Source organism: Rhizobium sp. 'Codium 1', assembly GCF_020889605.1.
Lineage (GTDB): Bacteria > Pseudomonadota > Alphaproteobacteria > Rhizobiales > Rhizobiaceae > Allorhizobium > Allorhizobium algae.
Window position 1 is genome coordinate 137,698 of sequence record NZ_JAJGPW010000001.1, and the last position, 24,175, is coordinate 161,872.

The window sequence follows — 24,175 nt, forward strand, 5'->3', positions numbered from 1 at the left end:
AACACATTCCAGCGTCCCGCTTAGAGCTGGCGCTGTCAGTTCTGCCGCTTAATAATAGGGCGACAGGCACTGGCGGCGGGGGCCGTTATACGGCTGGAAGGTGTTCGAACGGCTGTCGTAGGAACGATAGCGGGCCTGGCACCAGCTGTAGTGGCGCGGATTCAAGCCGGCCGCGCGCGGCGCTACCGGAACCGCCCGCGGCTGGGCGATCGCACCGCCGATGATGGCGCCGGCTGCAAATGCTGCGAGTGGATACCAATAGCCATTGCGGTAGCGGTAGCCTGCACGGCGCTCGCGATAACCGCGATGGCCGTTCCAGTAGCGGGCGCGCTCGTAGCGATCATAGCGGTCATAGCGGCGCTCGCGGTACTGCACGTTGGTGGCATCGGTTGCAGCTGCGATCGGCGCGACCGGGCGGATGATCTGGGCCTGAGCCGGGACCATGCTTGTGACGGCCAGGATTGACGCGAGCGCGGCGACGGCGGTTGTCTTCAATGCAGTCATCATGGTGGTTCTCCCTGCATGTTTCTCACAGTCGTCAGGAGCGGGCGACACCCGAGCCTCGACCTTGAAGCGTAAGTTAGTAAAGCCAGCCTGAACTCAAAATTAACATGCCGTTCATGCTCGCGCTCTGCGCGTAACGGTTTCGTGACCACTCTCGCGCGCAAGTTTCCGTCAACGGTAAAAGCGGGATATTGTTCCATCCAATGGCAAAACGCCGAAAGGGCGGCGCCAATGGCGACCGCCCTTTCTCGATGGCTGCAAGGCAATCATGCCTTCGGCTCAGGCCTCGATCTCGATGTCGCTCTTCGGTCGCGAACAGCAGGCGAGAATGTAGCCTTCGTCAATCTCGTCGTCGAGGATGCCGCCATTATGGTCCATTTCGACCTCGCCCGAGAGCTTCATCACCTTGCAGGTGCCGCACAGCCCGGACTCGCAGGCCGCCCCGATGCGCACGCCAGCGGCACGGGCTGCCTGAAGAACCGTGTGGCCGGGCGCGCAGAGACCGTCCCTGCCCGACATGGCGAAGGTGACCTTCGTCGCCTGCTCTCCATCGGCGTGATCGGCGACAACAACCAGAGGCTCCGCCTTGACCGGCTGGAAAGCCTCCTCGTGATATTGCTCCATGTCGAAGCCGGCGCCTTCGAGCGCTTCGCGCACGGTCGCCATGAAGGGCGCCGGGCCGCAGCAAAAGACTGTCCGCTCAAGGAAATCAGGCGCGAGAAGTGCGATCTTCGCCTTGTCGATGCGACCCTTCAGACCCGACCAGAGCTGACCCCGGCCGAGCTGCTCGATGATGAAGCCGAGCTGGAAGTTCGGCATATCGCGCGCCTTGGCTTCCAGCTCCCAGCGGAAGATGATGTCGTCGGGCGAACGCGCGCAGTTCAGGAACGTGATGTCGCTGTCGGGGGCCCGGTCGCTCAGATCCCGCGTCATCGACATCATCGGCGTCACGCCGGAGCCGGCGGAAACGAAGAGGTATTTCTTGCCAGGATGCTTGGCGTAGGAGAAGTCGCCAAGCGGGCCGAATGCCTTCAGCGCCATGCCAGGCCGCAGATTGTCGAACATCCAGCGCGTGCCGATACTCTCCTTCTGCGCCTTGACCGTCACGGCAACCGTATAGGGCCGCGACGGGCTGGACGAGAGGGTATAGGTGCGCATGACCGGCTCGGGGCCGACCGGAATTTCGAGTGTGACGAACTGGCCGGGCAAATAGCGAAACCACAGGCCCGGCTTGCTGGGCCTGAAGGTGAAGGTCATCACGTCGGCGGCCTCAGGTGTGACGGCGACGCATTCGAGCAGATGCTCCCGGTCGGACCAGGGGCGCATCTCATCGACGTGGCGGTACTGGGTGATGGCGATGTTCATCTCATGCCACCACAGACAGACGGGCCTTGTCGCCCTGGAGCCGGTTGATCATGAAGGTCGTGTACCAATCGACGAATTGCATGACGCCACCCTCGTGCTCGACGGAATAGGGACCAGGTTCATAGGCGGGCGAGCGAATGCCAAAGGCATTTTCCTCGACGATCGACCGGTCCTGATCGTTCGTCATTTCCCAGACATGGGTGAGTTCCTTGAGGTCGTAGTCCACACCTTCGACCGCATCCTTGTGCACGAGCCATGTGGTGGTGACGGCAGTTTCTTCGGCAGACAGGGGCGTCACCCGGAAAGAGATCGCATGGTCGACGAGGATGTGGTTCCAGGTCGAGGGATAGTGGAACAGCAGCAGGGTGCCGATATGCGAGGTGGAAACGTCGTCAGACAGCGGCCGGCGGACAGCGCGCTTGCCGGACAGAGTGTAGCTCTCGGCATCCTGGATCAACGGCATGCGGGCCGTGCGGAACTGGCCCGACGGATCCATATTGAAGGCGCTCGGAAGCCCGGCAGCCTCGCAGCGCTGCCAGTGCTCGGCGATCACGGGATCGTCACCGGCGCCCTGCACGCCGGTCGCTGTCGGGGCTTCCGGATAGGTGCGGCAGAGTTCCGGATGATTGCCGGCGCAATGGTAGCATTCGCGGTTGTTTTCCCAGACGAGCTTCCAGTTGCCCTTTTCGATGATCGTGCTGCGATGGGCGACCTTGGCCTCGGAAAGCCGGTGCGGCTTCATGTAGGGCTCGATCGAGGCCCGGACCGGCGCGAAATCGGCAGGCTCATTGGCGAGGCAAATGAAGATATAGCCCCCGACACTTTCGCAATGTACCGGCTTCAGGCCAAATTCGCTCTTGTCGAAGGTTTCGCCCATCTGACGGGCAAAGACGAGCGAGCCGTCGAGGTCATAGGTCCAGTTGTGATAGGGACAGACGAGCTTGGCAGAGGCACCGCGATCGGAGGTGCAGACGCGGTGGCCGCGATGGCGGCAGGTGTTGTGGAAGGCGCGGATGACCTGATCCTTGCCACGAACCAGGACCACCGGATAATCGCCGATCTGGGCGGTGAAATAATTGCCGGCGCGGGGAATCTCGCAGTCGTGGCCAATGAACAGCCAGTCGCGATACCAGATCTGCTCCATGTCGAGCTTGAAGTAGTCCTGGTCGATGTAAAAGGGCTGCTCGAGCGAGAAGCCTTCGCGGCGATTCTTGAGCTGGCGCAGCATGTTGGCCTGCAGGTCCATGTCGTCCTCGTTTGCAAAACCCGGGGGAGAAGAGAGCACAGCCCGTCACCGCCTTGAAAAGACGCTGCATGGCTATCTCCGGTCGCCCTCCGCAACCTCAAATGTCCATCTGCCAAGGCTGGTTTCCGGGCTCAGGAGTGGTCCATTCGCGGACCGCGTCGGCGCCTTCCCAGGGTCGCCCCCAGTGGCCTTTTGCCATAACGCATTCTCCACCACCGTTGCGGGGGCAGCGCCGGATTTCGACCGGCTTCCCGATTTCCCACCCTCCCTAGCAGGGCAGCACCTCGAGCTTGACTTGCATCTAATCACACGGCGCAGACGCGCGCTGCACTGCGAAACGACACGGCCCAAATCGTTTGCGACATGGAGCGAAGTCGTTGTGGAAACGAAGATCCGGGGAATTTTCCATTGTTTTCCAAGGCCTGCAGCAACGGACTATATTTCGCCTCTGAAAGCATGGCGCAAACGGGCGACTGAGATCGATTTACAATATTTGCGCTGCGGCAAGCCTCGCGAAATCTCGACCCGATAGAATACCGTCAAATCATGATTAACCATGCTGCGTTAAGCTCAAACAATCAGTCCGGGTACAGTCAGAGCGTCAAGATGCAGAAACTCAGATACTACGCGGCTCCCAAAGCAGAAACAAAAGCGGCGCCGCCCACCAGGGCAGTCCATACCGAGTTCCTGAGGACCGGTCGGATCTCGCGCAGCCGCGAGGATTGGCTGCCGGACGAGCGGCGCTATCTTTCCTATGAGGAAGTCGCAGCACGCACCGGACGCCGGCTGGAACGGGCCGCCGAGACCACCCATGAGCGGATCAACGCCTTTCACCACTCGGTGAAGTTTCCCAAGATCATCTTTCATCGCACGCTGAACGACAGCCCGCATCTGGGCTATTGTCACGTGACGGCGGCGCGCACGAACTTTGCGCAATATGCCGATGTGAAATGGGCTTTCTATATCGCCAATTTCTTTGCAGAACTCGGCGGCGAAGACGTCTTCTTCGAGCAGATCAAGCAGAATTACGGACGGATGTATTTCGCTGTGGCGATCAAGCCGGAAGCAGAGAACAAGTCGATGACCATCGACCGCTCATTCCGCGACAATGGCCTGCTCTTCCAGACCATCGATCCAAAAGAGGCGCTGCGCAATGTGCTGATGCTCGGCGCAAGAAACGCCGAGCTTCGAAAGATCATCACGACGCTCTGAAAGACGAGGCCTGGACCTCAGGTTCCGAAACCGCCGACCGGCTTTTTCTTGTAGAGCAGCCAATCCTTCGAGACATAGTCGCTCGCACCGTAGATCGTCACCGTGTCGCCGCCGGCCGTCTTGGAGGTGGCCAGCGCCTTTTCAGCGAAATTGGTGAAGTCGAAGGCATTCGGGGCCTGCTCGGAATAGCAGATTCCAAAGGACATGCTGAGCTGGCCGACGCGGGCGCCACTCGAAGAACCGACGAAATTCGTGGCCTTCAGCTTGGCCCGGACGAGATCGACCACGCGGCTGATCTCCTCCTGATCCGACGTATAGAGCAGCAGGCCAAAGCGGCCGGCATCGAAGCGGCAGGCGAGATCGCCACCGCCAGACACGGCTTCGAGCACCTTGGCGACCTGCATCAGGAAGCGCTCGGCGACCGCCGGACCCATCTGTTCCTGGATACGCGCATAGTCGTCGATCTCGCCGATCGCGACGCCGCAGAGAACGGGCATTTCGGGGTTGGCATAGATCTTGGCGACGGCCTTGTTGAAGGCGCGGCGAGACGCGAGGCGGGTGACCGGATCGACAAATTTCGCGGCTTCCGCCTCTTCGGCTTCGCGCTGGAGGTCAGCGAGCGATGCGGTCTTGTCGACGACGGCGCGGACGACATTGCTGTTCTGGTGGGCGCGCTTCTCGGTCGCCGCCTTCAGCATCTTGATCGACTGGCCGAGCGGCGTGCCTTCAAGGTCGGCCTCGGTGAGGATGCTCTTCGACGCATGGCCGATGACGCGGCCGTAATCGGTCAGGGAGATCTTCTCCTCGTTGAGCAGGCTGATGAAGTTGCTCATCTCGGCGCGAACCTGGCCGTTCTGACGGCTCAGCAGCCCATCCTCATGCTGGTGCGGCAGGTATTTGCGGCCGAGTTCGTCGAGGGCTTCCTGGGTCTTGACCTTGCCGAGCGCGATAAATTCGCGCACCAGTTCCGGATTGCTGCCAGAATAGGCCTCGTAGACCAGCTCGTAATTGCGCGGCAGACCGTCGATGCCCATCTGATGCATGGCGGTTGCAACGCGGAGCGCAATGCTGGCGGCCGGATTCTTGACTTGCTGCATCTGTCCACTTCCCCGAGTGAGGCTCTTTCGTCTCTTGAGCGAACCATAGGCGAAGTTCTCTTTCTTTCGGTTACATCGGTGGTTAAAAATTGAACGGTTTCGCCATCCCATAAAAAATCAGGGTGAAACCGGCGGGCTAGCTGCGTCGAAAAGAGGTTTGCCGCCTGGCTTCACACGGGATATGCACGGGCAAAAGCGACTGGAAGGCTCGGACAAATGGCGCGGATCATCCCGATAGAAAGCGGAACGGACGAGGAGAAGGCGCAGGCCATTGCGGCCGCAACGGACGTGCTTCTGCGCCACAGGCCCGTCGCCATCCCGACGGAGACCGTCTATGGGCTCGCTGCCGACGCCACGTCAGCGGCGGCGATCACCTCCATCTACGAGACCAAGGGACGGCCGCGCTTCAACCCGCTGATCTGCCATATGTCTGATCTCGACATGGCCGAGCGCTATGCCGTCTTCGACCCGGTCTCACGGACACTGGCCAGTGCCTTCTGGCCCGGTCCGCTGACGCTCGTGCTGCCACTCAAGGCGGATGCCGGCATTCATCCGCTTGCGACGGCGGGGCTTGATACGGTGGGCATTCGGGTGCCGGTCGGCTTCACCGCGGAGCTGATCCGCAGCCTGGGCCGGCCGCTCGCGGCGCCGAGCGCCAATTCCTCCGGGCGCATCAGCCCGACGACGGCTCAGCATGTCGAAGCCGATCTCGGGCAAAAGATCGAGGTCATCATCGATGGCGGCCCCTGCCCCGTCGGCGTGGAATCGACCATCGTCAAGGTGGAAAACGGCGAGATCCATTTGCTGCGCCCCGGCGGGATCGAGGCCGAGGCGATCGAGGCCGTCACCGGCAAGACGGTCATCCGCCTGAAGGCCTCCGGCACGGCGGCGATCGAAGCGCCGGGCATGCTCGCCTCGCATTACGCGCCCAATGCTTCCGTAAGGCTGAATGCAACCGGGGTGGCGCCGGGCGAGGCCCTGATCGCTTTCGGGCCAGGGGAGATATCCGGTTCTTCGGCAGCAAGGGCCGTGCTCAACCTCAGCCCCGGCGGCGATCTGGCCGAGGCTGCGAGCAATCTCTTCGATTTTCTGAAGCGTGCGGATGCCAGCGGCGCGACGGGCATTGCCGTTGCGACGATCCCGTACGAGGGGCTGGGCGAGGCGATCAATGACCGGCTGATGCGGGCGGCGGCCCCTCGCGGTACGGAAGGATGACTGACATGACCGTGAAAATGAGCCTTGCCGAACGTTTGCGTGCCTTCGTCGACATCGTCGGCGAGGCCAATGCGCTGACCTCGGCCGAGGACATCAGACCCTATCTCACCGAGAACCGCGGCCTCTATCACGGCGCCTCGCCGCTTGTGCTGAAGCCGGGCTCGACTGCCGAGGTTTCGGCAATCCTCAAACTCGCCTCCGAGACGGACACGGCGATTGTGCCCGTCAGCGGCCGCACCGGGCTCGTCGGCGGGCAGGTTCCGCGCGACGACGGCGCGGATGTGCTCCTCTCGCTCGAGCGGATGAACCGCATTCGCGAAGTTGATCCGGTCGCCGACGTGATCGTCGCCGACGGTGGCGCTATCCTTGCCGACGTGCAGAAGGCGGCGGAGGCGCATGGGCGGCTGTTTCCGCTGTCGCTGGGTTCGGAGGGCTCCTGCCGGATCGGCGGCAATCTCGCGACCAATGCCGGAGGCACGGCCGTGCTCGCCTATGGCAATATGCGCCAGCTTTGCCTCGGCCTCGAAGTGGTGCTGCCGACTGGCGAAATCTGGGACGGCCTCAGGCGGCTGAAGAAAGACAATAGCGGATACGACCTGCGCGATCTCTTCATCGGTGCGGAGGGCACGCTTGGCGTGATCACCGGCGCCGTTTTGAAGATGGTGCAGCGTCCGCGCGGGCGGCAGGTAGCCTATGCGGGCCTCGCTTCACCGGAGGCAGCCCTTGCCCTATTTGAGAAGGCCTCGCAGCGCTGCGGCTCGGCGCTGACAGGCTTCGAGCTGATGCCACGCATCGGCGTGGAATTCACCACCAAGCATATTGCAGGCGTGCGCGATCCGCTTACCTCCATCCATCCCTGGTATGCGCTTATCGACATATCGACCTCAGACTCCCCGGAAACAGCCGAGGCGATGATGCAAGAGCTGCTCGCAGAGGCGCATGAGGCCGGCCTGGTCTCGGATGCGGCGATCGCCAGCTCGATCGCGCAGCAGGACGCCTTCTGGCACCTGCGCGAGAGCATGTCTGAGGCGCAGCGCCCCGAGGGCGGATCGATCAAGCATGACGTCTCCGTACCCGTCTCGCGCATCCCGGACTTCCTGGCCGAGGCGGATGCCGCCGTGCATGCGCTGATGCCGGATGCCCGGATCTGCGCCTTCGGGCATCTCGGCGACGGCAATATTCACTACAACATCAGCCAGCCTGTCGGCGCCGACAAGGCCGAATTCATTGGCCGCTGGCGCGAGGTGAATGGCGTGGTGCATGCGGTCGTGCATCGGCATACCGGCTCGATTTCGGCCGAACACGGCGTCGGCCAGCTGAAGCGCGACGAGCTTGCCGCGAGCCGGCCGGCGATCGAAACGGAGCTGATGCGGCGGATCAAGCAGGCCTTCGATCCGACGGGCATCATGAACCCCGGCAAAGTGATCAGCTGAAACCATGACCGGCTCCCCTCGCCTTTCACTGCGCATCGATCTTGCCAACGGCGCCCGGCTCGGGCCGGGCAAGGCTCAGCTTCTGGGGATGATCGAGCACCATGGATCGATCCGGGCAGCGGGGGCCGCGCTCGGCATGTCCTATCGGCGCGCCTGGCTGCTCGCCGACGAGATCAACCGGATGTTCCGGGAGCCGTCGATCTTCACCCGTCACGGGGGCAAGAGCGGCGGCGGGGCGGGGCTGACCTCGTTCGGCGAAACGCTGCTTGCCGCCTGCCGGCGGATGGATGCGGAAAGCCGAAAGGCGCTGGCAGGCGATCTGGATTGGCTGGCCAGCGTCGAGGCCGCGGATTTCGTCCCTGCGGGTCGCAAGGGCGACGACGAAGGCTGAGGACGGTGCGGAAGGCTCAGTCCCGGGCTTCCCGGTAGAGGGCGTCCGAGGCGATGGACACGGTCTTGAACAGAAGATGGACCGTCTTGCCGGGCGCCAGTGCCAGCTGGCGCAGGGACCGGCGCGTGACCTCGGCGACAATCATCTGGCCGTGGCAATCGACGGTGAGCGTGACAGCAGCGCCCGCGCCCTCTTCGATCGCGACCAGGTCCCCGGACAGTCGGTTGAGCGCCGAAAGACCCTCGACCCGCTCCGTCGCGACGACAATATCCGATACCGGCACGAAGACGCGGACCCGCGTGCCGAGAGCGAGGCTTGTCCGGCGCAGGAGAAGCGGCCCGACGGCGGATCTCGCCTCGGTCAGGCCGTCTTCCGGATGATGGGCGACGATTGCCGCCTCGATGAAGTTGCCGGCCGGAAGGCCGCCGGACGCGTGCAGGACGGTAGCCAGCGCTTCGTCGGGGCGACCAACAGCGCTCGCCCTCCCCCGGTCGAAAGTGACGACCGCCGTCGCAAGCCTTGCGACTTCTTCGACCGAGTGGCTGACATAGAGGATGGGCACGCCGAAATCGTCGCGGATGCGCTCGATATAGGGCAGGATCTGCGCCTTCAGGGCGCCATCCAGGGCTGACAGCGGCTCATCCATCAGAAGCAGTTTCGGGCTCGTCATCAGGGCGCGGCCGAGAGCCACACGCTGTTTTTCGCCGCCCGAGAGATGGACCGGACGACGGGCGAGCAGGTCGGTGATGCCGAGCAGGGACGCAATGCGGTCGAGATCTTCGCGCCGCTCGGCGCGCGGCAGGAGGCGCTCTCCGTAGCGCAGGTTCTGCAGCACGGTCTGATGCGGAAAGAGGCGTCCCTCCTGGAAGACATAGCCGATGCGGCGGCGATGCGGCGGCAGGAACGTGGTGCCGTCGCCCCAGGTCGTGCCGTTGAAGTGGAGGCGACCTTGCGTGGGACGAACGAGGCCGGCGACGATGTTGATCAACGTCGTCTTGCCCGAACCGGACGGGCCGAAGAGTGCGGTCAGGCCTTGCCCTACGGTCAGGTCGGCTTGAAGGGTGAAATCGCCCTGACGATGATGGATCGCGAGGTCCAGCATCAGACAGCCCCGACGCGCGCGGCGATGCGCCTGGAGAGGAATTCGGAGGCGATCAGGGCGCCAAGGGAGAGGACGATCGAGATCACCGTCAGACGCATGGCGGCGAGGTCGCCGCCGGGGACCTGTGTATAAGCGTAGATCGCCGAGGCAAGCGTCTGGGTTTCGCCGGGAATGTTGGAGACGAAGGTGATGGTCGCGCCGAATTCGCCCATGGACTTGGCGCAGGCCAGGATGGCGCCGGCGGCGATGCCGGGCAGGATGAGCGGCAGAGTGACCGTGAAGAACACGTAAGCCGGGGGCGCGCCGAGCGTGGCGGCGGCGGCTTCCAGGCGTTGATCGACGGCATCGAGCGAGAGACGGATCGAGCGGACGAGGAGCGGAAACCCCATGACGGCCGCAGCCAGCGCGGCACCCGTCCAGCGGAAGGAGAAGACGAGGCCGAAAGCCTGGTCGAGGAAGGCGCCAACCGTGCCGCGACGGCCGAAGGTGATCAGCAGCAGGTAACCGGTGACGACGGGCGGCAGGATCAGCGGCAGGTGGACGAGGCCGTTCAGCAAGGCCTTGCCCCAGAACTCCCGGCGCGACAGCAGCCAGGCGACCAGCAGGCCCAGAGGCAGAGAGAAGACCACGGCGACGGCCGCGACCTTCAGGCTGAGGAGCATCGCGGTCCACTCTTCGGACGTCAGGGTCAACAGGGGCATCCCGGATATTTGGATAGAGGCGCGCTCAATTGGTCTTGGCGAGCACGGTGAAACCGGCTGCGGTGAAAATGGCACGGGCGTCCGAGCCCTGCAAGTAAGCCAGGAAGTCGGCCGCTCGCGGGTTTTGCCCATCGGTCGTCAGGGCGGCCGGATAGACGATTGCGGGATGGCTCTCCTCCGGGAAGCGGTCGAGTATCCTGACGCCCGGATCGACCTTCGCATCGGTCTCGTAAACGATACCGAGAGGCGCCTCGCCGCGCGAGACGAGCAGCAAGGCGGCGCGGACGTTTTCGGCCTGGGCAATCCTGTCCTTGAGGCTATCCCATAGGCCGAGGCTTTCGAGGGCCGCCTTGCCATAGGTTCCGGCGGGGACGGCAGCGACATTGGCCATGGCGAGGCGCCCGTCTCCGAGCAGCGCGGCAAGCGGGAAATCCGGGGCGATCTTCGTGGTGATGGTGGCATCGCGCGGCGCAACAAGCACAATCTGATTGCCAAGCAGATCCATTCTCGTATCCGTCCGGATCATGCCCGCCTCGTCCAGATAATCCATCCACCTCAGGTCTGCGGAGAGGAAGATGTCCGCCGGTGCCCCTTTCTCGATCTGGCGGGCCAGCGCCGAACTGGCGGCAAACGAAAACCGTATGTCTTCACCAGTGTCGGACCTCCAGGCTTCCGAGATCTCCTCGAGGCTTTCCTTCAGACTGGCGGCGGCGAAGACGGTCACTGGCTCCTCCGCCCGTGCGCCGCTCACGATTGCCCCCGACAGGCAAAGCGTCATCATCAGCAGCGCAAGTATCGAAGTCTTGAGGGGGCGGGCCATGCCATGCTCCGAGCGATGTATCCATTGAGATATATCGATAGCGAAAAAGAAACCCGCCGCCAAGCAGCGGGCTTCCGAAAGACATGGGATCAGGCCTTGAGTTGCGCCAGGCTCAAGAGGAGATCCGCCGAGATCCCGGCGGTGCCTCCGCTCAGGATGGACAGGGCCGGGCTGTCATAGGTGGCGTATTCGGTGTCATACATGGCCGCATAGCGCTGGAGGAAACGTTCCAGCTTGGCCGGATCCTGCAGATCCGCCAGTTCCATGTCCTCCTCGATGATGCGCGCCTGCTGGTCGACATCCATATTGGAGAAGTCGTCCGTATAGCCAAAGGTGGTGCGGAAGACCGCCATGAGCGCGTCGTCGGCGATAAGGCCATAGGCATCGGTGATGGTCGGTGCGGTGCGCTGGAAATAGAGTGCGACGCGCACGGCTTCGTTGCTCTCGCCTTCCGTTTCTTCCAGTGTCTGGCGCAGGTACTTGTTGACCGTTTCCAAAGTCTCGCCGCGCTGCTGGACAGTGCCGATCGTTTCGCGGGTGAGATTGCCACTCGCATCGAAATTGAAGGAGGCAACGAGCTCAGCCCAGCGGCTGTCGGACTGCAGGTTGACGAAGCTCTTGGAACTGGACAGGTCGGATGCGAAGATCTGCTTGAGGAAGTCGTCGGTCACCTCTGCCGGGTCGAGCCCGAAGGCGCCAATGACCACGTCGATAACGTCGCGATCCGCCAGCAATTCGCTCACGGTGTCGATCGACTGGATCTTCTCCTGGTAGTTTTCCGCCTTCTCGGTCGCCGTCTTGCGGACCTCGGTCTTTTCCGGCTCCTCCAAGAAACGCACCTCGTTGATCACATACTGCTTGGCTATCATCGTCGCTGTCAGCGAATTATGTGCCTGCAGGGGCACGGCGGCGTTGCCTTCGCTGTCGAAGTTGAAGAGCTTCGACATTTCGATCAGGCGGCTATCCTTCGACTTGTTGGCATAGCTGTTCGGATCGGTGAAATCGCTTGTCAGAGCCTGTCTCAGCTCGCGCACCGAGAATTCATTGCTCTCGAAGCCGAATGTGCGCTGCAGGATGAGGCGTGCGGCCGTGTCAGAAAGCAGGTCATCGACGTTTTCGACCTTGGCCATGTTGGTCTTGAACAGTTCGGTCAGCGCCTCCTTACGCTCCGCATCGGCATCGTCGTAGAAGGTCGAAAAGCCCGAATGGGTCGATGCGAGCTGCGTCGATCCCTGGGCGCTCATGCCCGCGTCCACCGTGCCATCGCTGGCGAAGTTGAACTTGCCGGCAATGGCAACCCAGGCATCGCCGCCATTGGTGGCAGCGTAGCTGCCCGGATCGGAGGTGTCGCTCGTCACGATCTGCTTGAAGGTCGAGGCGCTCATGGAGCCCAGCTCGAAAGCGGTCCTGACATAGGTGAACAGGCGGGTGTCGGCGGTCAGCTCATCGACCGTGGTGATGGTCGAGATCTTCTGCTCGTAATAGGCACGCTCGCGCTGGCGATAGTAGTCGGTGACATAGATCTGCTCTTCGTCGACATAGAGCGAGACGGTGGCCTCCTTCTGGGCTGCCGTCTGGGCCGTCGCGCCCGAGAGTGTGCCATCGGTGTTGAAGTCGAAGGCTTGGGCCAGCTTGAGGAAGCTCGCCGCATTGGCCGTACCATTGGCGACCATCTGGTTGACGTAGCTGCCCGGGTCGGACGTGTCGCTGGTGAGGATTTGGGTGAGATGATCCTTGGTGTAATAGGTGCCATCGATGCCGTAGGCATCGAGCGCGAAAGTCATCAGGCGGCTGTTGTTGACCAGCCCGCTGACATTGGTGATCTTGTCGATCATCGTCTCGTAATAGAAGGCGTCCGCTTCCAGCGTATCGCTCTGAGCCGTCAGCGAGGCCTCGTATCTCTCGAGAAGAATCGCCTGCTGGGAATCCGTCTGCAGATCTGTCGCTTCCGTCGAGAACTGGAAGGAGGCGGCGAAATTGCGGTAGCGCTCATCCGTCAGCTGGTTGGCGAAGCTATCCTCGTCCGAAAGGTCACTGTCCAGCACCTTCTTCATGAAGGCCTTCGCATAGGTCATTTCTTCCAGACCATGGGCCTTCATTGCATAGGAATAGAGCTGGTAGTCGTCGAGGAACTCCTCGACCGAAGAGACCTTGCCGATGTTCTCCTTAAAGTACTCCGTCTGGCGCGCCACGAGCGGGTCGGACACCGTGCGTTCAAGGCTCGCCTTGATGTCGCGATTGACGAGGTTGTAGCTCAGATAGGTCGAAACCATCGGGATTCCCATACAGAACGGAAGGCGCGCGAATCACAGCATGACGCAAAATCCTTGCCTCAAGCTTTACGAAACCATGAAGAAGCGATGATTTGGCAAACGGGCATTCCGGCACTGGCGACAGGACCATTGCCAGAGCGTTTCGCCCTGCAACACTCCGAGGCGAGTTTCACCATTCTGAAACCTTAGCCGGTACGACAAAACTAACCATCTGACGCCGCAAGGTTTTTTTTACCGCGATTTTTAAGCTGTCTCCAACAGCGGCTGGCTATGTTCACCCCACAGAGGACGAAAAGTCCCAACAGACGAGCACATGACGCGCTCTCGGGTAAAACAAGGGTAGCATGAAGATGACGAACACGGTTTTGAAGCCAGCATGGGCCGGCGCCACTCTGCGACTGGATCCTTCGCGGTTCCCCCAGCAAGTGACCTATGCTCTGCGCGGCGCCCTCGGCGACGTCACGATCACCATCGACGAACGCGGCGCCGTCCTGCGCAAGATCCTCCCCGGCAGCGGACTTCCGCTCTCCTTCGCCCTTCCTGCCCGCGCCTTCAAGGGCGTCGCAGCGCGTGCCATCGACCACGGCGATGGCGAAGTCACCGTGACGCTGGAACTGCATCACGACGATCCGGAACTCTGCATCCCGCTGCTCGTCGCCCATGATCTCTGCGATATTGCCGCCGACTGGCGCGGCTGGGCAGAGGCCTTCCGCATTCCCATGCTGATGGTGGAAGCCGACGGCATTGCCCGTCCGCTCGAGGACCATCTCGGCGATGTGCGCACCAGGGAAACGCAGCCGCGTCGCCGCCATTCCTATTTCGCAGAGCGTCGCCCGCGATTCCTCGTGCGCCGCACCACCGGCAAGCTGGGTGTAAGCATGAAGATTTCCGGAAAGGAAATCATCGCAAGAAGCTGATTTCGTCCCAGGACTGGACAGACAAGAGGCCCGGAAGGCAACTTCCGGGCCTCTTGCGTTGCAGCTTCATCCATCGCGATCGTTCCGAAACGGTGCAAGATTTCACCCGCACCGGAGCCGGCTCGAAATGGCTCAGGCGAAGGGAATGGCCGCAACCAATCCCAGAAAAATGATGAGGCCGACGCGGCTGTTCGACTTGAACAGCGCCAGGCACTGGGCGCCATCGTCGATGTCGAGCACCTTGATCTGCCAGGCGAAGAGGCCCGCTGCGACGAAGAGGCCAATGATCGCCGGGAAGGCTGCGCCGGCGGACAGGAATGCGGAGAGAAGCAGAACAAGGGTCAGACCATACAGGCCCATCAGCCAGATCTTGGTGTCGCGGTCGAACAGCCGTGCCGTCGAGCGAACGCCGACAAGCGCGTCGTCCTCCCGATCCTGATGGGCGTAGATCGTGTCGTAACCGATGGTCCAGGCGACCGCGCCGACATAGACAAGGACCGCCGCCAGGGAGAGACTGCCATGCAGGCCGGCCCACCCCATCAAGCCGCCCCAGGAAAAGGCGAGCCCGAGGAAAAGTTGCGGCCAGTCGGTGAAGCGCTTGGCGAAGGGATAGATGGCAACGGCGGCAAGCGACAGGATGCCGAGCAGGATAGAGAAGCCGTTGAAGCAGAGCAGCACGCCAAGCCCGACCAGCGACTGCACCACCATGAAAATCTTGGCGTTGCGGCGCGAGATGCGGCCTGACGGCAGCGGCCGCGATCGGGTGCGGGCGACCAAGTTGTCGATGTCGTGGTCGACGAGGTCGTTATAGGTGCAGCCGGCGCCGCGCATGGCGACAGAGCCGACAAAGAAAAGCACGAGGTGGAAAATGAAGAGCGGGACATTCAGCCGGCCTTCGGCGGCGAGCGCGTTTGCGGCGAGCGCCGAGGACCAGAAGCAGGGCCACATCAGGAGCTGCCAGCCGATCGGGCGATCCCAGCGGGCGAGCTGTGCATGCGGCCAGAGCCATCGCGGCAGGACGCGATAGACGAAGTTGTCGGAGGGCGCGTCGATGACGCGATCGATGTTCGGATCGGCTGTGTTCATGCCCTGTTTGATAGAGCATGGCCGGCCTCAAGAAAACCGCCCAGCCCTAACGGGACCATGAAAATCGGCTGCGGCCTTTCGTCAGTCGAAGCTGACGCCGAACTTGTAGCTGGCAGATACGCCGAACATCAGCTGGTTCTTCGAACCTCGTTCTTCGACGAGGCTCGAATCGGCGACGGGACCCGCAAGGCGCTTGTATTCGGTGAAAGCGCTCATCGAGATCTTGTCTGTGGCCTCCCAGGTGATCGCGCCGCCGGCACCATAGGAGGTGAGGCCGCCATCCGGATCATACTGGGCGAGGCCAGATGCTGCGGACTCGGCTGCGTTTACGCCATAATAGGTCTGCGTGTAGCCGCTCGTGGCCAGGGTCATGCGCGGGCCGGCCGAAACACGCAGGCCCGGAGCGATATCGGTGAAGGCATCAACCGCGATATCGGCAACGAGTCCGTCATGAGCGCGGATACCCTGGCGAACCTCGGCGCGGGCACGCATCCAATCCGTGACATAGACATCGGCGAAACCACCGAGTTCGCCGCCCCAATCAACGTCGGACAGTCCGCGCAGGGCGGCGTCGTCACCGGCATCGCGGCCCCTCACGAACTTGCCGACGATGCCGGCGCGCAGCACGTCGGTGTCATAAATCGCAAAGCTCGGATTGTCGTTGCGCGAGGAAAAGCGCGGAGCCCCGCCACGGCCAACCGAAATGATCGGCGAAAAGAAGTACTCGTTGTCCTTGGCGCCTTCGAAAGTCGGGGCCGAAATGCCGGCGCCGCCGAGCGTCACATACCAGTTGCCGGAGAAGAAGCCCTCAGCGCATGCCGGCGAAGACGTGACCGCAACGGACGCGGCGAGAAGAGCGACGAGACGCACCTTGTTCATAATGACCCCCAAGAAAACGCAGAACACTTGACCCGCAGGCCGCGATCTCAACTTCATTCAATATTTCAGGAATCCGTTACGGGATCTTTAACCACGTGCGACCGCCCAGGTCTGAACCTCCCACCCGCATCAGCTTCGTTGATCGGTCCATCATTCAAGTTTCTGAATCCGCGACGAAATCTGCCTTTTCTTCGCATTGACGGCATGTTGCCTGAGGATTCCCGTCTCCGTGACGTGTTTCGCCTTGACCTTGCTGCCGGCTGCGACTTTGCTGCAAGGCAACGAGAACAGGAGACCATCATGGCCGTCGACACATCCGCGCGCACTCCCACCTTCACCTATGTTGACGGAGACTGGTTTACCGGCAATCCGCCACTGATCGGACCGGTCTCGCATGCGATGTGGCTGGGATCGACGGTGTTCGATGGCGCGCGCTGGTTCGACGGCATTGCGCCGGATCTCGACCTGCACTGCCAGCGCGTCAACCGCTCGGCCGAGAACATGGGCATGAAGGCGACAGTCGCTGCGGAAGAGATCGAAAGACTCGCCTGGGAGGGCATCGCCAAGTTCGACGGCCGGACGGCGATCTACATCAAGCCGATGTATTGGGCCGAACACGGCCAGATGGGCTCGGTCGTGGCGGCCGATCCGGAGTCGACCCGGTTTGCGCTCTGCCTGTTCGAGGCGCCGATGCACACGGCAAAACCCTCGTCTCTGACGCTCTCACCCTTCCGCCGGCCGACGCCCGAATGCGCGATGACGGATGCGAAGACCGGCAGCCTCTATCCGAATTCCGGCCGCATGATCATCGACGCCCGCAAACGCGGCTTCGACAATGCGCTGGTGCGCGACATGAACGGCAATGTGGTGGAGACAGCGTCTTCCAACGTCTTCATGGTGAGGGACGGCGTGGTCTACACTCCGGCTGCCAACCGCACCTTCCTCGCCGGCATCACCCGCGCCCGCATCATGGGCCTGCTCCGTCAGGCCGGCTTCGATGTGCGCGAGGCGACGCTGTCGGTCGAGGACTTCATGAATGCCGACGAGATCTTCCAGACCGGCAATTATTCCAAGGTCGTGCCGGTGACGCGTCTCGACGACGTGCAGCTGCAGGAAGGGCCGGTGACGCGCAAGGCACTGGAGCTTTACATGGACTGGGCAAAGTCGACGGCCGGCACGGACGGCTGAGGGCAACGCTGACCTTCCTCCCGTCCCGGGCCGCTTGATCGCGGCCCCTCGCCTCTCTATCTCTCGCTGAGCTGAATGTTCCCATTCCCGGAAGGATCTCCCTTGTCCGTCTTCAACAACCTGCCCTCCCCGCCCGCCGTCGCCAAGAAGCCCGTCTCCGATACCCGCCACGGGATCACCAGAACGGATGATTATGCCTGGCTGCGTGCCGACAACTGGCAGCAGATGTTCAAGGATACCTCGATCCTCGACCCGGAGATCCGCTCATACCTGGACGCCGAGAACACCTATATGGAAGCGGCGATGTCGGACACGAAAGAGCTGCAAAAGGTGCTCTTTGCCGAGATGAAGGGACGCATCAAGGAAGACGATTCTTCCATTCCGATGAAGGACGGCCCGTTCGCCTATGGTTCGGCCTTTGTCACCGGCGGCGAGCAGCCGCGCTACTTCCGCATTCCCCGCGACGGCGACCCGAAAAATGAGAGCCTGCGCGACCTGCTACTCGATGGCGACAAGGAAGCTGCCGGCAAGGATTATTTCCGCCTGTCAGGCATCGACCATACGACGGACCACGCCTTCGGCATCTGGGGTTATGACGACAAGGGCTCGGAATATTACACGCTGCGCATCCGTGATCTCAAGACCAAGCAGGATCTCGACGACGTGCTTGAGAACACCGCCGGCGGCGGTGTCTGGGCGCCGGACGGTCTGAGCTTCTTCTACACGCTGCAGGACGAGAACCATCGGCCGTCCAAGGTCTTCCACCATATTGTAGGACGGCCGCAGTCCGAGGATCGCCTGGTCTACGAGGAGAAGGATCCCGGCTTCTTCATGGGGGTTGGCGGCTCGCTGCTCGACGACTTCATCTTCATCGACATCCATGATCACGAGACTTCGGAATACCGCCTGCTCTCGACCAAGAACCTGACGGCCGAGCCCGTGCTGGTCGCCGAGCGCGAGGAAGGCGTCGAGTATTCGATGACGGAAGGCGGCGACGTCTTCTACATCCTGACCAATGCCGACGATGCCAAGGACTTCAAGATCGTCGAGGCACCGGTGTCGGCACCGGGCAAGGCAAACTGGAAGGAAGTGGTGCCGCATGAGCCGGGCCGTCTGATCCTCAATCACATGGCCTTTGCCCGCCATCTCGTCTGGCTGGAACGCCGCGAGGGCCTGCCCGTCATCATGATCCGCGACCGCACCTCCGGCGAAGAGCATTCGATCGCCTTTGCCGAAGAAGCCTATTCGCTCGGGCTGCAGGGAGCTGCGGAATACGAGACCGATGTCATCCGCTTTTCCTATTCGTCGATGACGACGCCGTCCCAGCTCTTCGACTACAATATGGCGACGCGTGAGCGCACGCTTCTGAAGACGCAGGAAGTGCCGTCCGGCCACAAGCCGGAAGATTACGTTACGCGCCGGGTCTTTGCCGAAGCGCATGACGGCGAGATGGTGCCGGTTACCCTACTCTATCGGAAGGACGTCAAGCTCGACGGCTCCGCCCCCTGCCTGCTCTATGGCTATGGCGCCTATGGCATTGCCATTCCCGCTGGCTTCAACACCAACTGCCTGTCGCTCGCCGATCGCGGCTTCGTCTATGCGATCGCGCATATCCGCGGCGGCAAGGACAAGGGCTTTTCCTGGTACGAAGACGGCAAGATGGAAAAGAAGGTCAATACCTTCAGGGACTTCATCGCGGCCGCCGACCATCTGGTGAAGGAGAACTTCACCTCGTTCGACCGGATCATTGCCGAGGGCGGGTCAGCGGGCGGCATGCTGATGGGGGCCGTCGCCAATATGGCGCCGGAGAAATTCGCCGGCATCATCGCCGCCGTTCCCTTTGTCGACGTGCTCAACACCATGCTCGACGATACCCTGCCGCTCACCCCGCCGGAATGGCCGGAATGGGGCAATCCGATCGAGTCGGAAGAGGAGTATCGCTGGATCGCGGCCTATAGCCCCTACGACAATGTGGAGAAGAAGGCCTATCCGCCGATCATCGCGCTTTCTGGTCTCACCGACCCGCGCGTGACCTATTGGGAGCCGACCAAGTGGATCGCCAAACTGCGCGATAGCGCCCCCGACGCCGGCCCGTTCCTTTTGAAGACCAACATGGCCGCCGGCCATGGCGGGAAATCGGGACGCTTCCAGCGGCTCGAAGAGATCGCATTCGAATATGCCTATGCGATCAAGGTGGCGGGAAAGATGTGAGGCGGTGACGCCCATCACATTCTGCAAGCAATAACGGGTGTGTTTTGGGCATTGTTTCGGCAATGCCTGAAACAGCAACAACCGTAGGCCATGATTCGGTGCGCGTACTTTCACTTGCGGGCTTTCGCAAGGGCCAATCTCAATGCTGCGATGCGGGACGCAAGCTTCGCGCAAGGTTGAAAAGTTAACAAAAGGTTAATTCTTCAACCGAGGTGTCCGCCATGAGGATCGAAAGCGGCCTGAGTGGCTATTCCTATCAAAGTCGCCACGTGCCAAGCACAGCCGGCGCGCAGGATGCTGCACCGGAAACGGCAAGCACGATTGCCCCACGCGCCAGTGGCGCCAGCACATTTTCGAGCACGCTCCTGTCGAACCAGCTTGCGTCAGCGCTCTGGACAGTGGAAGGCGCACGCAGGGCCGCCGTCGAGGTCGGCGCCAACCAGAACCGCAACCGCTTCGAAGAGGCCTCCCGCGTCCAGGCGGTTGAGGCTGCGTATCGGGAATACGAGATACCCCCTTCGGCCTATCAGGAATTCTGATCTGACGATGTGGTCAAGAAGGCCGGCCGGCATGAAGCCAGGCCGGCCTTCTTGCGTTTGTCGGGCTCTTCTCACGTGTGGCGGTGGTCGTGAGCGTCGGCATGCCCATCATGGTCGTGCCGATGTTCGGCTCCGCCCGAACTGCAGCAAGACGAGGTCAGGGTGACCGGCTCGCCCGCCCGCCACTCGCGAAAACTCTGCGAAAGAATCTGGATCGCGGAGTTGAGGAAGAGGCCAGCCATGATGCCGGCGACGATCAGGTCCGGCCAGGCAGTGGCCGTGCCCCAGACGCCGACGGCCGCGATCATGACAATGACATTGCCGATCGCATCATTGCGCGAGCAGAGCCAGACGGAGCGGACATTTGCGTCACCGTCCTTGTAGGACATGAGAAGCAGGACGCTCGCAACATTGGCGGCGAGCGCCAGGAAGCCGATGAGGCCCATGACCGGGGCCTCGGGAACGCCGCCCTGAAACACCTGCCAAACGGTGGAGCCGAAGACCCAAAGACCCATGAGGAACAGGCTGAGGCCCTTGCCCGCGGCGGCCAGGCTGCGGGTCTTCAACGACGCCCCGATGACGGCCAGCGATATACCGTAGGTCACGGCGTCGGCGAAGAAATCCAGCGCATCGGCCTGCAGCGCCTGGGAACGGGCAAGCTGGCCCGCCGTCATCTCGACGGCGAACATGGCGGCATTGATGGCGATCACCATCCAGAGCCGGCGTTTGTAGGTCTCGGACATGCCGTCGAAAGGGGCGTGGTCATGGCCGCAGGCAGCACTCATATCTATCATCCTTCAGGTCTTGATGTGGTCACGGATCGACCTTAGGATCTCTAGTGACTAGAGGTTCAAGAGGTTTTTTCATGTTTTCGATCGGAGACCTGTCGCGGCGGGCCGGGGTCAAGGTACCAACCATTCGCTATTACGAACAGATGGGGCTGATCTCGGCGCCGGACCGCACAGAAGGGAACCAGCGGCGCTATGAGAAGGGCGACCTCGACCGGCTGACCTTCATTCGCCATGCCCGCGACCTCGGTTTTCCCATCGAAGCGATCAAGGAGCTTCTGACACTCAGCCGACATCCGGAAGAGCCTTGCGACCGCGCGGACCGCATCGCTCAGGAACAGCTCGACGAGGTGCGTGAGAAGATCGCACGGCTGAAGAAGCTGGAGGCGGAGCTCGCCCGCATCGTCTCGCATGACGGCTGCCACACGATCGGCGATTGCTATGTAATCCGGGCCCTGTCCGATCACGGGCTGTGCGACCATGAACATTGATGGATCATGACATTGCAGGCGGGTTCGATGTATCGGCTGATGCTCCGGGACAAGGCCTTAAAAGGATCCTGCCCGCGGATTCCCGAATGCAGTTCGTTGCTTCACGGACCCCGTTGACAACAGATCCAAACTGGCGCATCAAACGCGCCATGATCGACATCCGCGCAACCATCTGCTGCACGTATTTTTGGGCCTACCGGTAACCGGCGGCCTGGCAAGATCACATTGTCAACAGGCCGCCGTCAGGCGGCCTTGTTGTTTTCCGGACGACTTTCCCCCTGACGGCACGAAATGAGACCAAGGGAAAGTGACATGACCGAAGATACAGACCTTACGCTCCCCCGCCCGCCGATCGTGGCCATCCGCCATGCCAAGCCGCGCGACCTGCCCGAACTCAACACGATGATCGCGGCCCTCTCCGCGCATCTCGGCGATGCTTCGGCGATGACGCCGGAGGCGCTGGAACGCGACCTGTTCGGGCCCATGCCCTGGATCCAGGCGCTGGTTGCCGACAGCGGCGAAGAAGGCCTGATCGGCTACGCGATCCTGGTGCCACTCTACAAGGCGCAGGAAGGCAAGCGCGGCATGGAACTGCACCATCTCTTCGTGCGCGACGGCCAACGTGGCAACGGCATCGGGCAGCATCTCGTCGATCGCGCCAAGCAGATCGCCCGCGCCTCGGGCTGCAACTTCCTCTCGGTGTCCGCCGCTACCGGCAATTTCGCCGCACATCGTTTCTACGAAAACATGGATTTCATTCCGCGACCGGTCACTGGCATGCGCTACCATCAGGCGCTGAGCTGAGCACACGGATCTGGCACCCCGAGGAGAGCGACATGTCCCGCATCGTGATTGCCCTACAGAACGACTACGCCGACTGGGAACCCGCATTGTTGATGGCGGCCACGCGCTACTGGCTTAACTGCGAGGTCGTGACCGCGAGTCCGGACGGACAACCGGTGATTTCCATGGGCGGCCTGAAGGTGGCGACGGATATCGGTTTCGACGCGATCAATGCCGAGAGTTTCGACGCGCTGATCATTCCCGGTGGCTATGCCTGGGAACAGGGTACGGCATTTGACTTTACCGCGCTGGCGACGGGTTTTCGCGACCACGGCAAGGTGCTGGGCGGCATCTGTGCGGCCGCGAGCGCGCTGGCGGCTACGGGCGTGCTGGACGATGTCGCGCATACCGGAAATTCGCTCGCCTCCCACAAGAAACAAGCAGGCTATCGGGGCGAGGCTCGCTATCTGGATCAGCCGCAAGCGGTGCGCGACGGCAAGATTGTCACGGCTGCGGGTTCGGCACCGGATACGTTCACGATCGAAGTGCTGAAAGCGCTCGGCCTCTATGGCCCGGAGGCCGAACAAGAACTGGCAGAATTTGCCGCCGAGCATCGTCGGCCGGCCTGACGTTTTCGCCTCAGTGCCTGACGGGCGGATTTTCCGACCATTTCTGCAGGGTCGTCTTGATCAAAATGAGGGCCGCCTGCTGCGCATGATCGCGCTCACGCGGATCGACGATGGCGGAAAGCCGTTTCTCGAAGGCGCCGACAGTCTCGTGCACCCAGCGGTGCAAAGCCGGATCGGGATAATTGTCGAGCAGGGACTGGAGCGCATACTCCATCCGCCGGCGTTCTATGCTCATGTCCCCTCCGAAGTCCTCTGGACGACAGGAAGATGACAGCCAAGGCTTGCGCGATGCTGAACTGGACCTGCACTCTCACTCAACGGCGGGCACGGCCTTCAGATAGGCGGCAATTGCCTCGCGATCGGCCGCTGCCAGTTCGGCCATGTTCTTCTGCACCTCGACCATGGAGCCGCCGACACTGTCATAGTCCGGCGTGAAGCCGGACTCGAGATAGGCAACGATGTCGCCTTCACTCCAGGAACCCATGCTCTTCGAGCCCGGCGTGATGTTGGGTATGCTGCCCTCGCCTTCCGGATTCGGGCCACCTGCCAGCCAGCGGCCGCTCTCGAAGCCACCCAGCGCGTTGCGCGGCGTGTGGCATTCGCCGCAATGGCCGGGTCCTTCGACGAGATACTGGCCCCGTTTCACCATGTCGGAGGCATCGGCCAGCTCGAGCCTGGGCGCATCGGTGAGATAAAGGAACTTCCAGCCGCCGAGAACCAAACGCTGGTTGAAAGGGAAACCCAGCTCATGAGCCGGTGCAACGGCGTCACTCGTCGGCAGCGTCTTCATGAAGCCGTAGAGGTCGTTGATGTCCTTGGGCGTCATGCGAGCGTAGGAGCTATAGGGGAAGGACGGATAGAGGTGTTCGCCCCCGCGCCCGACGCCGCGGGTCATCGCATCGCCGAATTCGGCAAGCGTCCAGGCGCCGATGCCGGCTTGCGGATGGCTGGAGATGTTGGGGGCGTGGAAGGTGCCAAAATCGCTCTTCAGGGGCGCGCCGCCTGACAGCACCAGTCGTGCATCTCCCGCGGCGCCTGCCGGGGCATGACAGCTCGTGCAGCCGCCGGCGAAGAAGACCTCGCGGCCGTGGGCGAGATCCGGTTCCCCGAGATTGGACCACACCGACGGGGCCTGGCGATCGGGCGCCGTGACGACCAGGAAGGCGCCAAGACCGGCTGCGCCGAGCGCAGCGATCGTGCCCAATCCCTTAATCCATGTCGATACCATCTCAGTCTCCATCGTCTCACTGCCGCGCACGGCAAGGCGCAAAGCGGCAAGCGCTCCGGCTCGGCCGGAGATCGCCT

At 62.2% G+C, this 24,175-nt stretch carries 24 protein-coding genes and 1 riboswitch; of the genes, 11 read left to right on the forward strand and 13 right to left on the reverse strand.

Annotated features, from left to right (window positions below):
- Nucleotides 1-48 precede the first annotated feature (48 nt).
- The 3 genes from LJE98_RS00650 to LJE98_RS00660 all read right to left on the reverse strand — a co-directional run bounded on the left by LJE98_RS00650 (nt 49) and on the right by LJE98_RS00660 (nt 3,115).
- Nucleotides 49-507 carry a BA14K family protein gene (locus tag LJE98_RS00650; RefSeq protein WP_229572805.1) on the reverse strand — a complete coding sequence of 153 codons (459 nt, stop codon included), beginning with the start codon at nt 505-507 and terminating at the stop codon, nt 49-51.
- 276 nt (nt 508-783) lie between these two features.
- Entirely contained in the window at nt 784-1,869 is a 1,086-nt protein-coding gene (locus LJE98_RS00655) for a hybrid-cluster NAD(P)-dependent oxidoreductase (protein WP_229572806.1), read from the reverse strand.
- 1 nt (nt 1,870) lies between these two features.
- Nucleotides 1,871-3,115, reverse strand: coding sequence for an aromatic ring-hydroxylating oxygenase subunit alpha (locus LJE98_RS00660; protein WP_229572807.1), 1,245 nt, complete (start codon nt 3,113-3,115; stop codon nt 1,871-1,873).
- A 98-nt stretch (nt 3,116-3,213) separates the two neighbouring features.
- Nucleotides 3,214-3,417: riboswitch (cobalamin riboswitch) on the reverse strand.
- Between the two features lie 304 nt (nt 3,418-3,721).
- Here LJE98_RS00660 and LJE98_RS00665 point away from each other — a divergent pair.
- Nucleotides 3,722-4,327: a DUF6656 family protein gene (locus tag LJE98_RS00665; protein ID WP_229572808.1), complete on the forward strand. Its 606-nt coding sequence runs from the start codon at nt 3,722-3,724 to the stop codon at nt 4,325-4,327.
- 17 nt (nt 4,328-4,344) lie between these two features.
- On the opposite strand, the gene LJE98_RS00670 is transcribed toward LJE98_RS00665, so the two are convergent.
- The gene (locus tag LJE98_RS00670; protein WP_229572809.1) at nt 4,345-5,424 is read right to left on the reverse strand and encodes a GGDEF domain-containing protein; all 1,080 of its coding nucleotides are present in this window, start codon (nt 5,422-5,424) and stop codon (nt 4,345-4,347) included.
- A gap of 216 nt (nt 5,425-5,640) precedes the next feature.
- On the opposite strand from LJE98_RS00670, the gene LJE98_RS00675 reads away from it, so the two are divergent.
- Genes LJE98_RS00675 through LJE98_RS00685 form a run of 3 tightly spaced genes read left to right on the forward strand, consistent with a single transcriptional unit; the run spans nt 5,641 to nt 8,463 of the window.
- Nucleotides 5,641-6,639: an L-threonylcarbamoyladenylate synthase gene (locus LJE98_RS00675; RefSeq protein WP_229572810.1), complete on the forward strand. Its 999-nt coding sequence runs from the start codon at nt 5,641-5,643 to the stop codon at nt 6,637-6,639.
- A 5-nt stretch (nt 6,640-6,644) separates the two neighbouring features.
- Nucleotides 6,645-8,072: an FAD-binding oxidoreductase gene (locus LJE98_RS00680; protein ID WP_229572811.1), complete on the forward strand. Its 1,428-nt coding sequence runs from the start codon at nt 6,645-6,647 to the stop codon at nt 8,070-8,072.
- A gap of 4 nt (nt 8,073-8,076) precedes the next feature.
- Nucleotides 8,077-8,463 (forward strand): winged helix-turn-helix domain-containing protein, encoded by a 387-nt coding sequence (locus tag LJE98_RS00685; RefSeq protein WP_229572812.1) that lies wholly within the window; start codon nt 8,077-8,079, stop codon nt 8,461-8,463.
- Between the two features lie 16 nt (nt 8,464-8,479).
- Here LJE98_RS00685 and modC read toward each other — a convergent pair whose 3' ends face one another.
- The 4 genes from modC to LJE98_RS00705 all read right to left on the reverse strand — a co-directional run bounded on the left by modC (nt 8,480) and on the right by LJE98_RS00705 (nt 13,359).
- Nucleotides 8,480-9,568, reverse strand: a complete 1,089-nt coding sequence (gene modC, locus LJE98_RS00690; RefSeq protein WP_229573858.1) for a molybdenum ABC transporter ATP-binding protein — start codon at nt 9,566-9,568, stop codon at nt 8,480-8,482.
- Nucleotides 9,565-10,266: a molybdate ABC transporter permease subunit gene (gene modB, locus LJE98_RS00695; protein ID WP_229572813.1), complete on the reverse strand. Its 702-nt coding sequence runs from the start codon at nt 10,264-10,266 to the stop codon at nt 9,565-9,567. The genes modC and modB overlap by 4 nt, the downstream gene beginning before the upstream one ends.
- Before the next feature lie 25 nt (nt 10,267-10,291).
- Nucleotides 10,292-11,086 carry a molybdate ABC transporter substrate-binding protein gene (modA, locus tag LJE98_RS00700; RefSeq protein WP_229572814.1) on the reverse strand — a complete coding sequence of 265 codons (795 nt, stop codon included), beginning with the start codon at nt 11,084-11,086 and terminating at the stop codon, nt 10,292-10,294.
- 89 nt (nt 11,087-11,175) lie between these two features.
- Nucleotides 11,176-13,359: a DUF1217 domain-containing protein gene (locus LJE98_RS00705; RefSeq protein ID WP_229572815.1), complete on the reverse strand. Its 2,184-nt coding sequence runs from the start codon at nt 13,357-13,359 to the stop codon at nt 11,176-11,178.
- A gap of 350 nt (nt 13,360-13,709) precedes the next feature.
- On the opposite strand from LJE98_RS00705, the gene LJE98_RS00710 reads away from it, so the two are divergent.
- A complete protein-coding gene (locus LJE98_RS00710; RefSeq protein ID WP_229573859.1) occupies nt 13,710-14,276 on the forward strand; it encodes a DUF6101 family protein in 567 nt (188 codons plus the stop codon).
- A gap of 132 nt (nt 14,277-14,408) precedes the next feature.
- Here LJE98_RS00710 and ubiA read toward each other — a convergent pair whose 3' ends face one another.
- On the reverse strand, nt 14,409-15,362 hold the full coding sequence (gene ubiA / locus LJE98_RS00715; protein WP_229572816.1) for a 4-hydroxybenzoate octaprenyltransferase: 954 nt from the start codon (nt 15,360-15,362) through the stop codon (nt 14,409-14,411).
- Between the two features lie 81 nt (nt 15,363-15,443).
- On the reverse strand, nt 15,444-16,241 hold the full coding sequence (locus tag LJE98_RS00720) for a MipA/OmpV family protein (protein ID WP_229572817.1): 798 nt from the start codon (nt 16,239-16,241) through the stop codon (nt 15,444-15,446).
- Nucleotides 16,242-16,541: 300 nt separating this feature from the next.
- Here LJE98_RS00720 and LJE98_RS00725 point away from each other — a divergent pair, with 300 nt between their 5' ends.
- From LJE98_RS00725 to LJE98_RS00735, 3 genes are all read left to right on the forward strand, one after another.
- Nucleotides 16,542-17,429 carry a branched-chain amino acid aminotransferase gene (locus tag LJE98_RS00725; RefSeq protein ID WP_229572818.1) on the forward strand — a complete coding sequence of 296 codons (888 nt, stop codon included), beginning with the start codon at nt 16,542-16,544 and terminating at the stop codon, nt 17,427-17,429.
- Nucleotides 17,430-17,531: 102 nt separating this feature from the next.
- On the forward strand, nt 17,532-19,640 hold the full coding sequence (locus tag LJE98_RS00730) for a S9 family peptidase (protein ID WP_229572819.1): 2,109 nt from the start codon (nt 17,532-17,534) through the stop codon (nt 19,638-19,640).
- 221 nt (nt 19,641-19,861) lie between these two features.
- Nucleotides 19,862-20,179 (forward strand): hypothetical protein, encoded by a 318-nt coding sequence (locus tag LJE98_RS00735; RefSeq protein WP_229572820.1) that lies wholly within the window; start codon nt 19,862-19,864, stop codon nt 20,177-20,179.
- Nucleotides 20,180-20,250: 71 nt separating this feature from the next.
- Here the strand turns inward: LJE98_RS00735 and LJE98_RS00740 are convergent, their stop codons facing one another.
- Nucleotides 20,251-20,964 (reverse strand): cation transporter, encoded by a 714-nt coding sequence (locus tag LJE98_RS00740; protein ID WP_229572821.1) that lies wholly within the window; start codon nt 20,962-20,964, stop codon nt 20,251-20,253.
- Nucleotides 20,965-21,044: 80 nt separating this feature from the next.
- Between LJE98_RS00740 and LJE98_RS00745 the strand changes: the two genes are divergently transcribed.
- The 3 genes from LJE98_RS00745 (at nt 21,045) to LJE98_RS00755 (ending at nt 22,870) form a co-directional block, all read left to right on the forward strand.
- Nucleotides 21,045-21,458, forward strand: a complete 414-nt coding sequence (locus tag LJE98_RS00745) for a MerR family transcriptional regulator (RefSeq protein WP_229572822.1) — start codon at nt 21,045-21,047, stop codon at nt 21,456-21,458.
- 312 nt (nt 21,459-21,770) lie between these two features.
- On the forward strand, nt 21,771-22,262 hold the full coding sequence (locus tag LJE98_RS00750; RefSeq protein WP_229572823.1) for a GNAT family N-acetyltransferase: 492 nt from the start codon (nt 21,771-21,773) through the stop codon (nt 22,260-22,262).
- Nucleotides 22,263-22,294: 32 nt separating this feature from the next.
- Nucleotides 22,295-22,870: a DJ-1/PfpI family protein gene (locus LJE98_RS00755; RefSeq protein ID WP_229572824.1), complete on the forward strand. Its 576-nt coding sequence runs from the start codon at nt 22,295-22,297 to the stop codon at nt 22,868-22,870.
- Nucleotides 22,871-22,880: 10 nt separating this feature from the next.
- Here LJE98_RS00755 and LJE98_RS00760 read toward each other — a convergent pair whose 3' ends face one another.
- A complete protein-coding gene (locus LJE98_RS00760) occupies nt 22,881-23,105 on the reverse strand; it encodes a hypothetical protein (protein WP_229572825.1) in 225 nt (74 codons plus the stop codon).
- 75 nt (nt 23,106-23,180) lie between these two features.
- On the reverse strand, nt 23,181-24,098 hold the full coding sequence (locus LJE98_RS00765) for a cytochrome c (RefSeq protein ID WP_229572826.1): 918 nt from the start codon (nt 24,096-24,098) through the stop codon (nt 23,181-23,183).
- Nucleotides 24,099-24,175 lie beyond the last annotated feature (77 nt).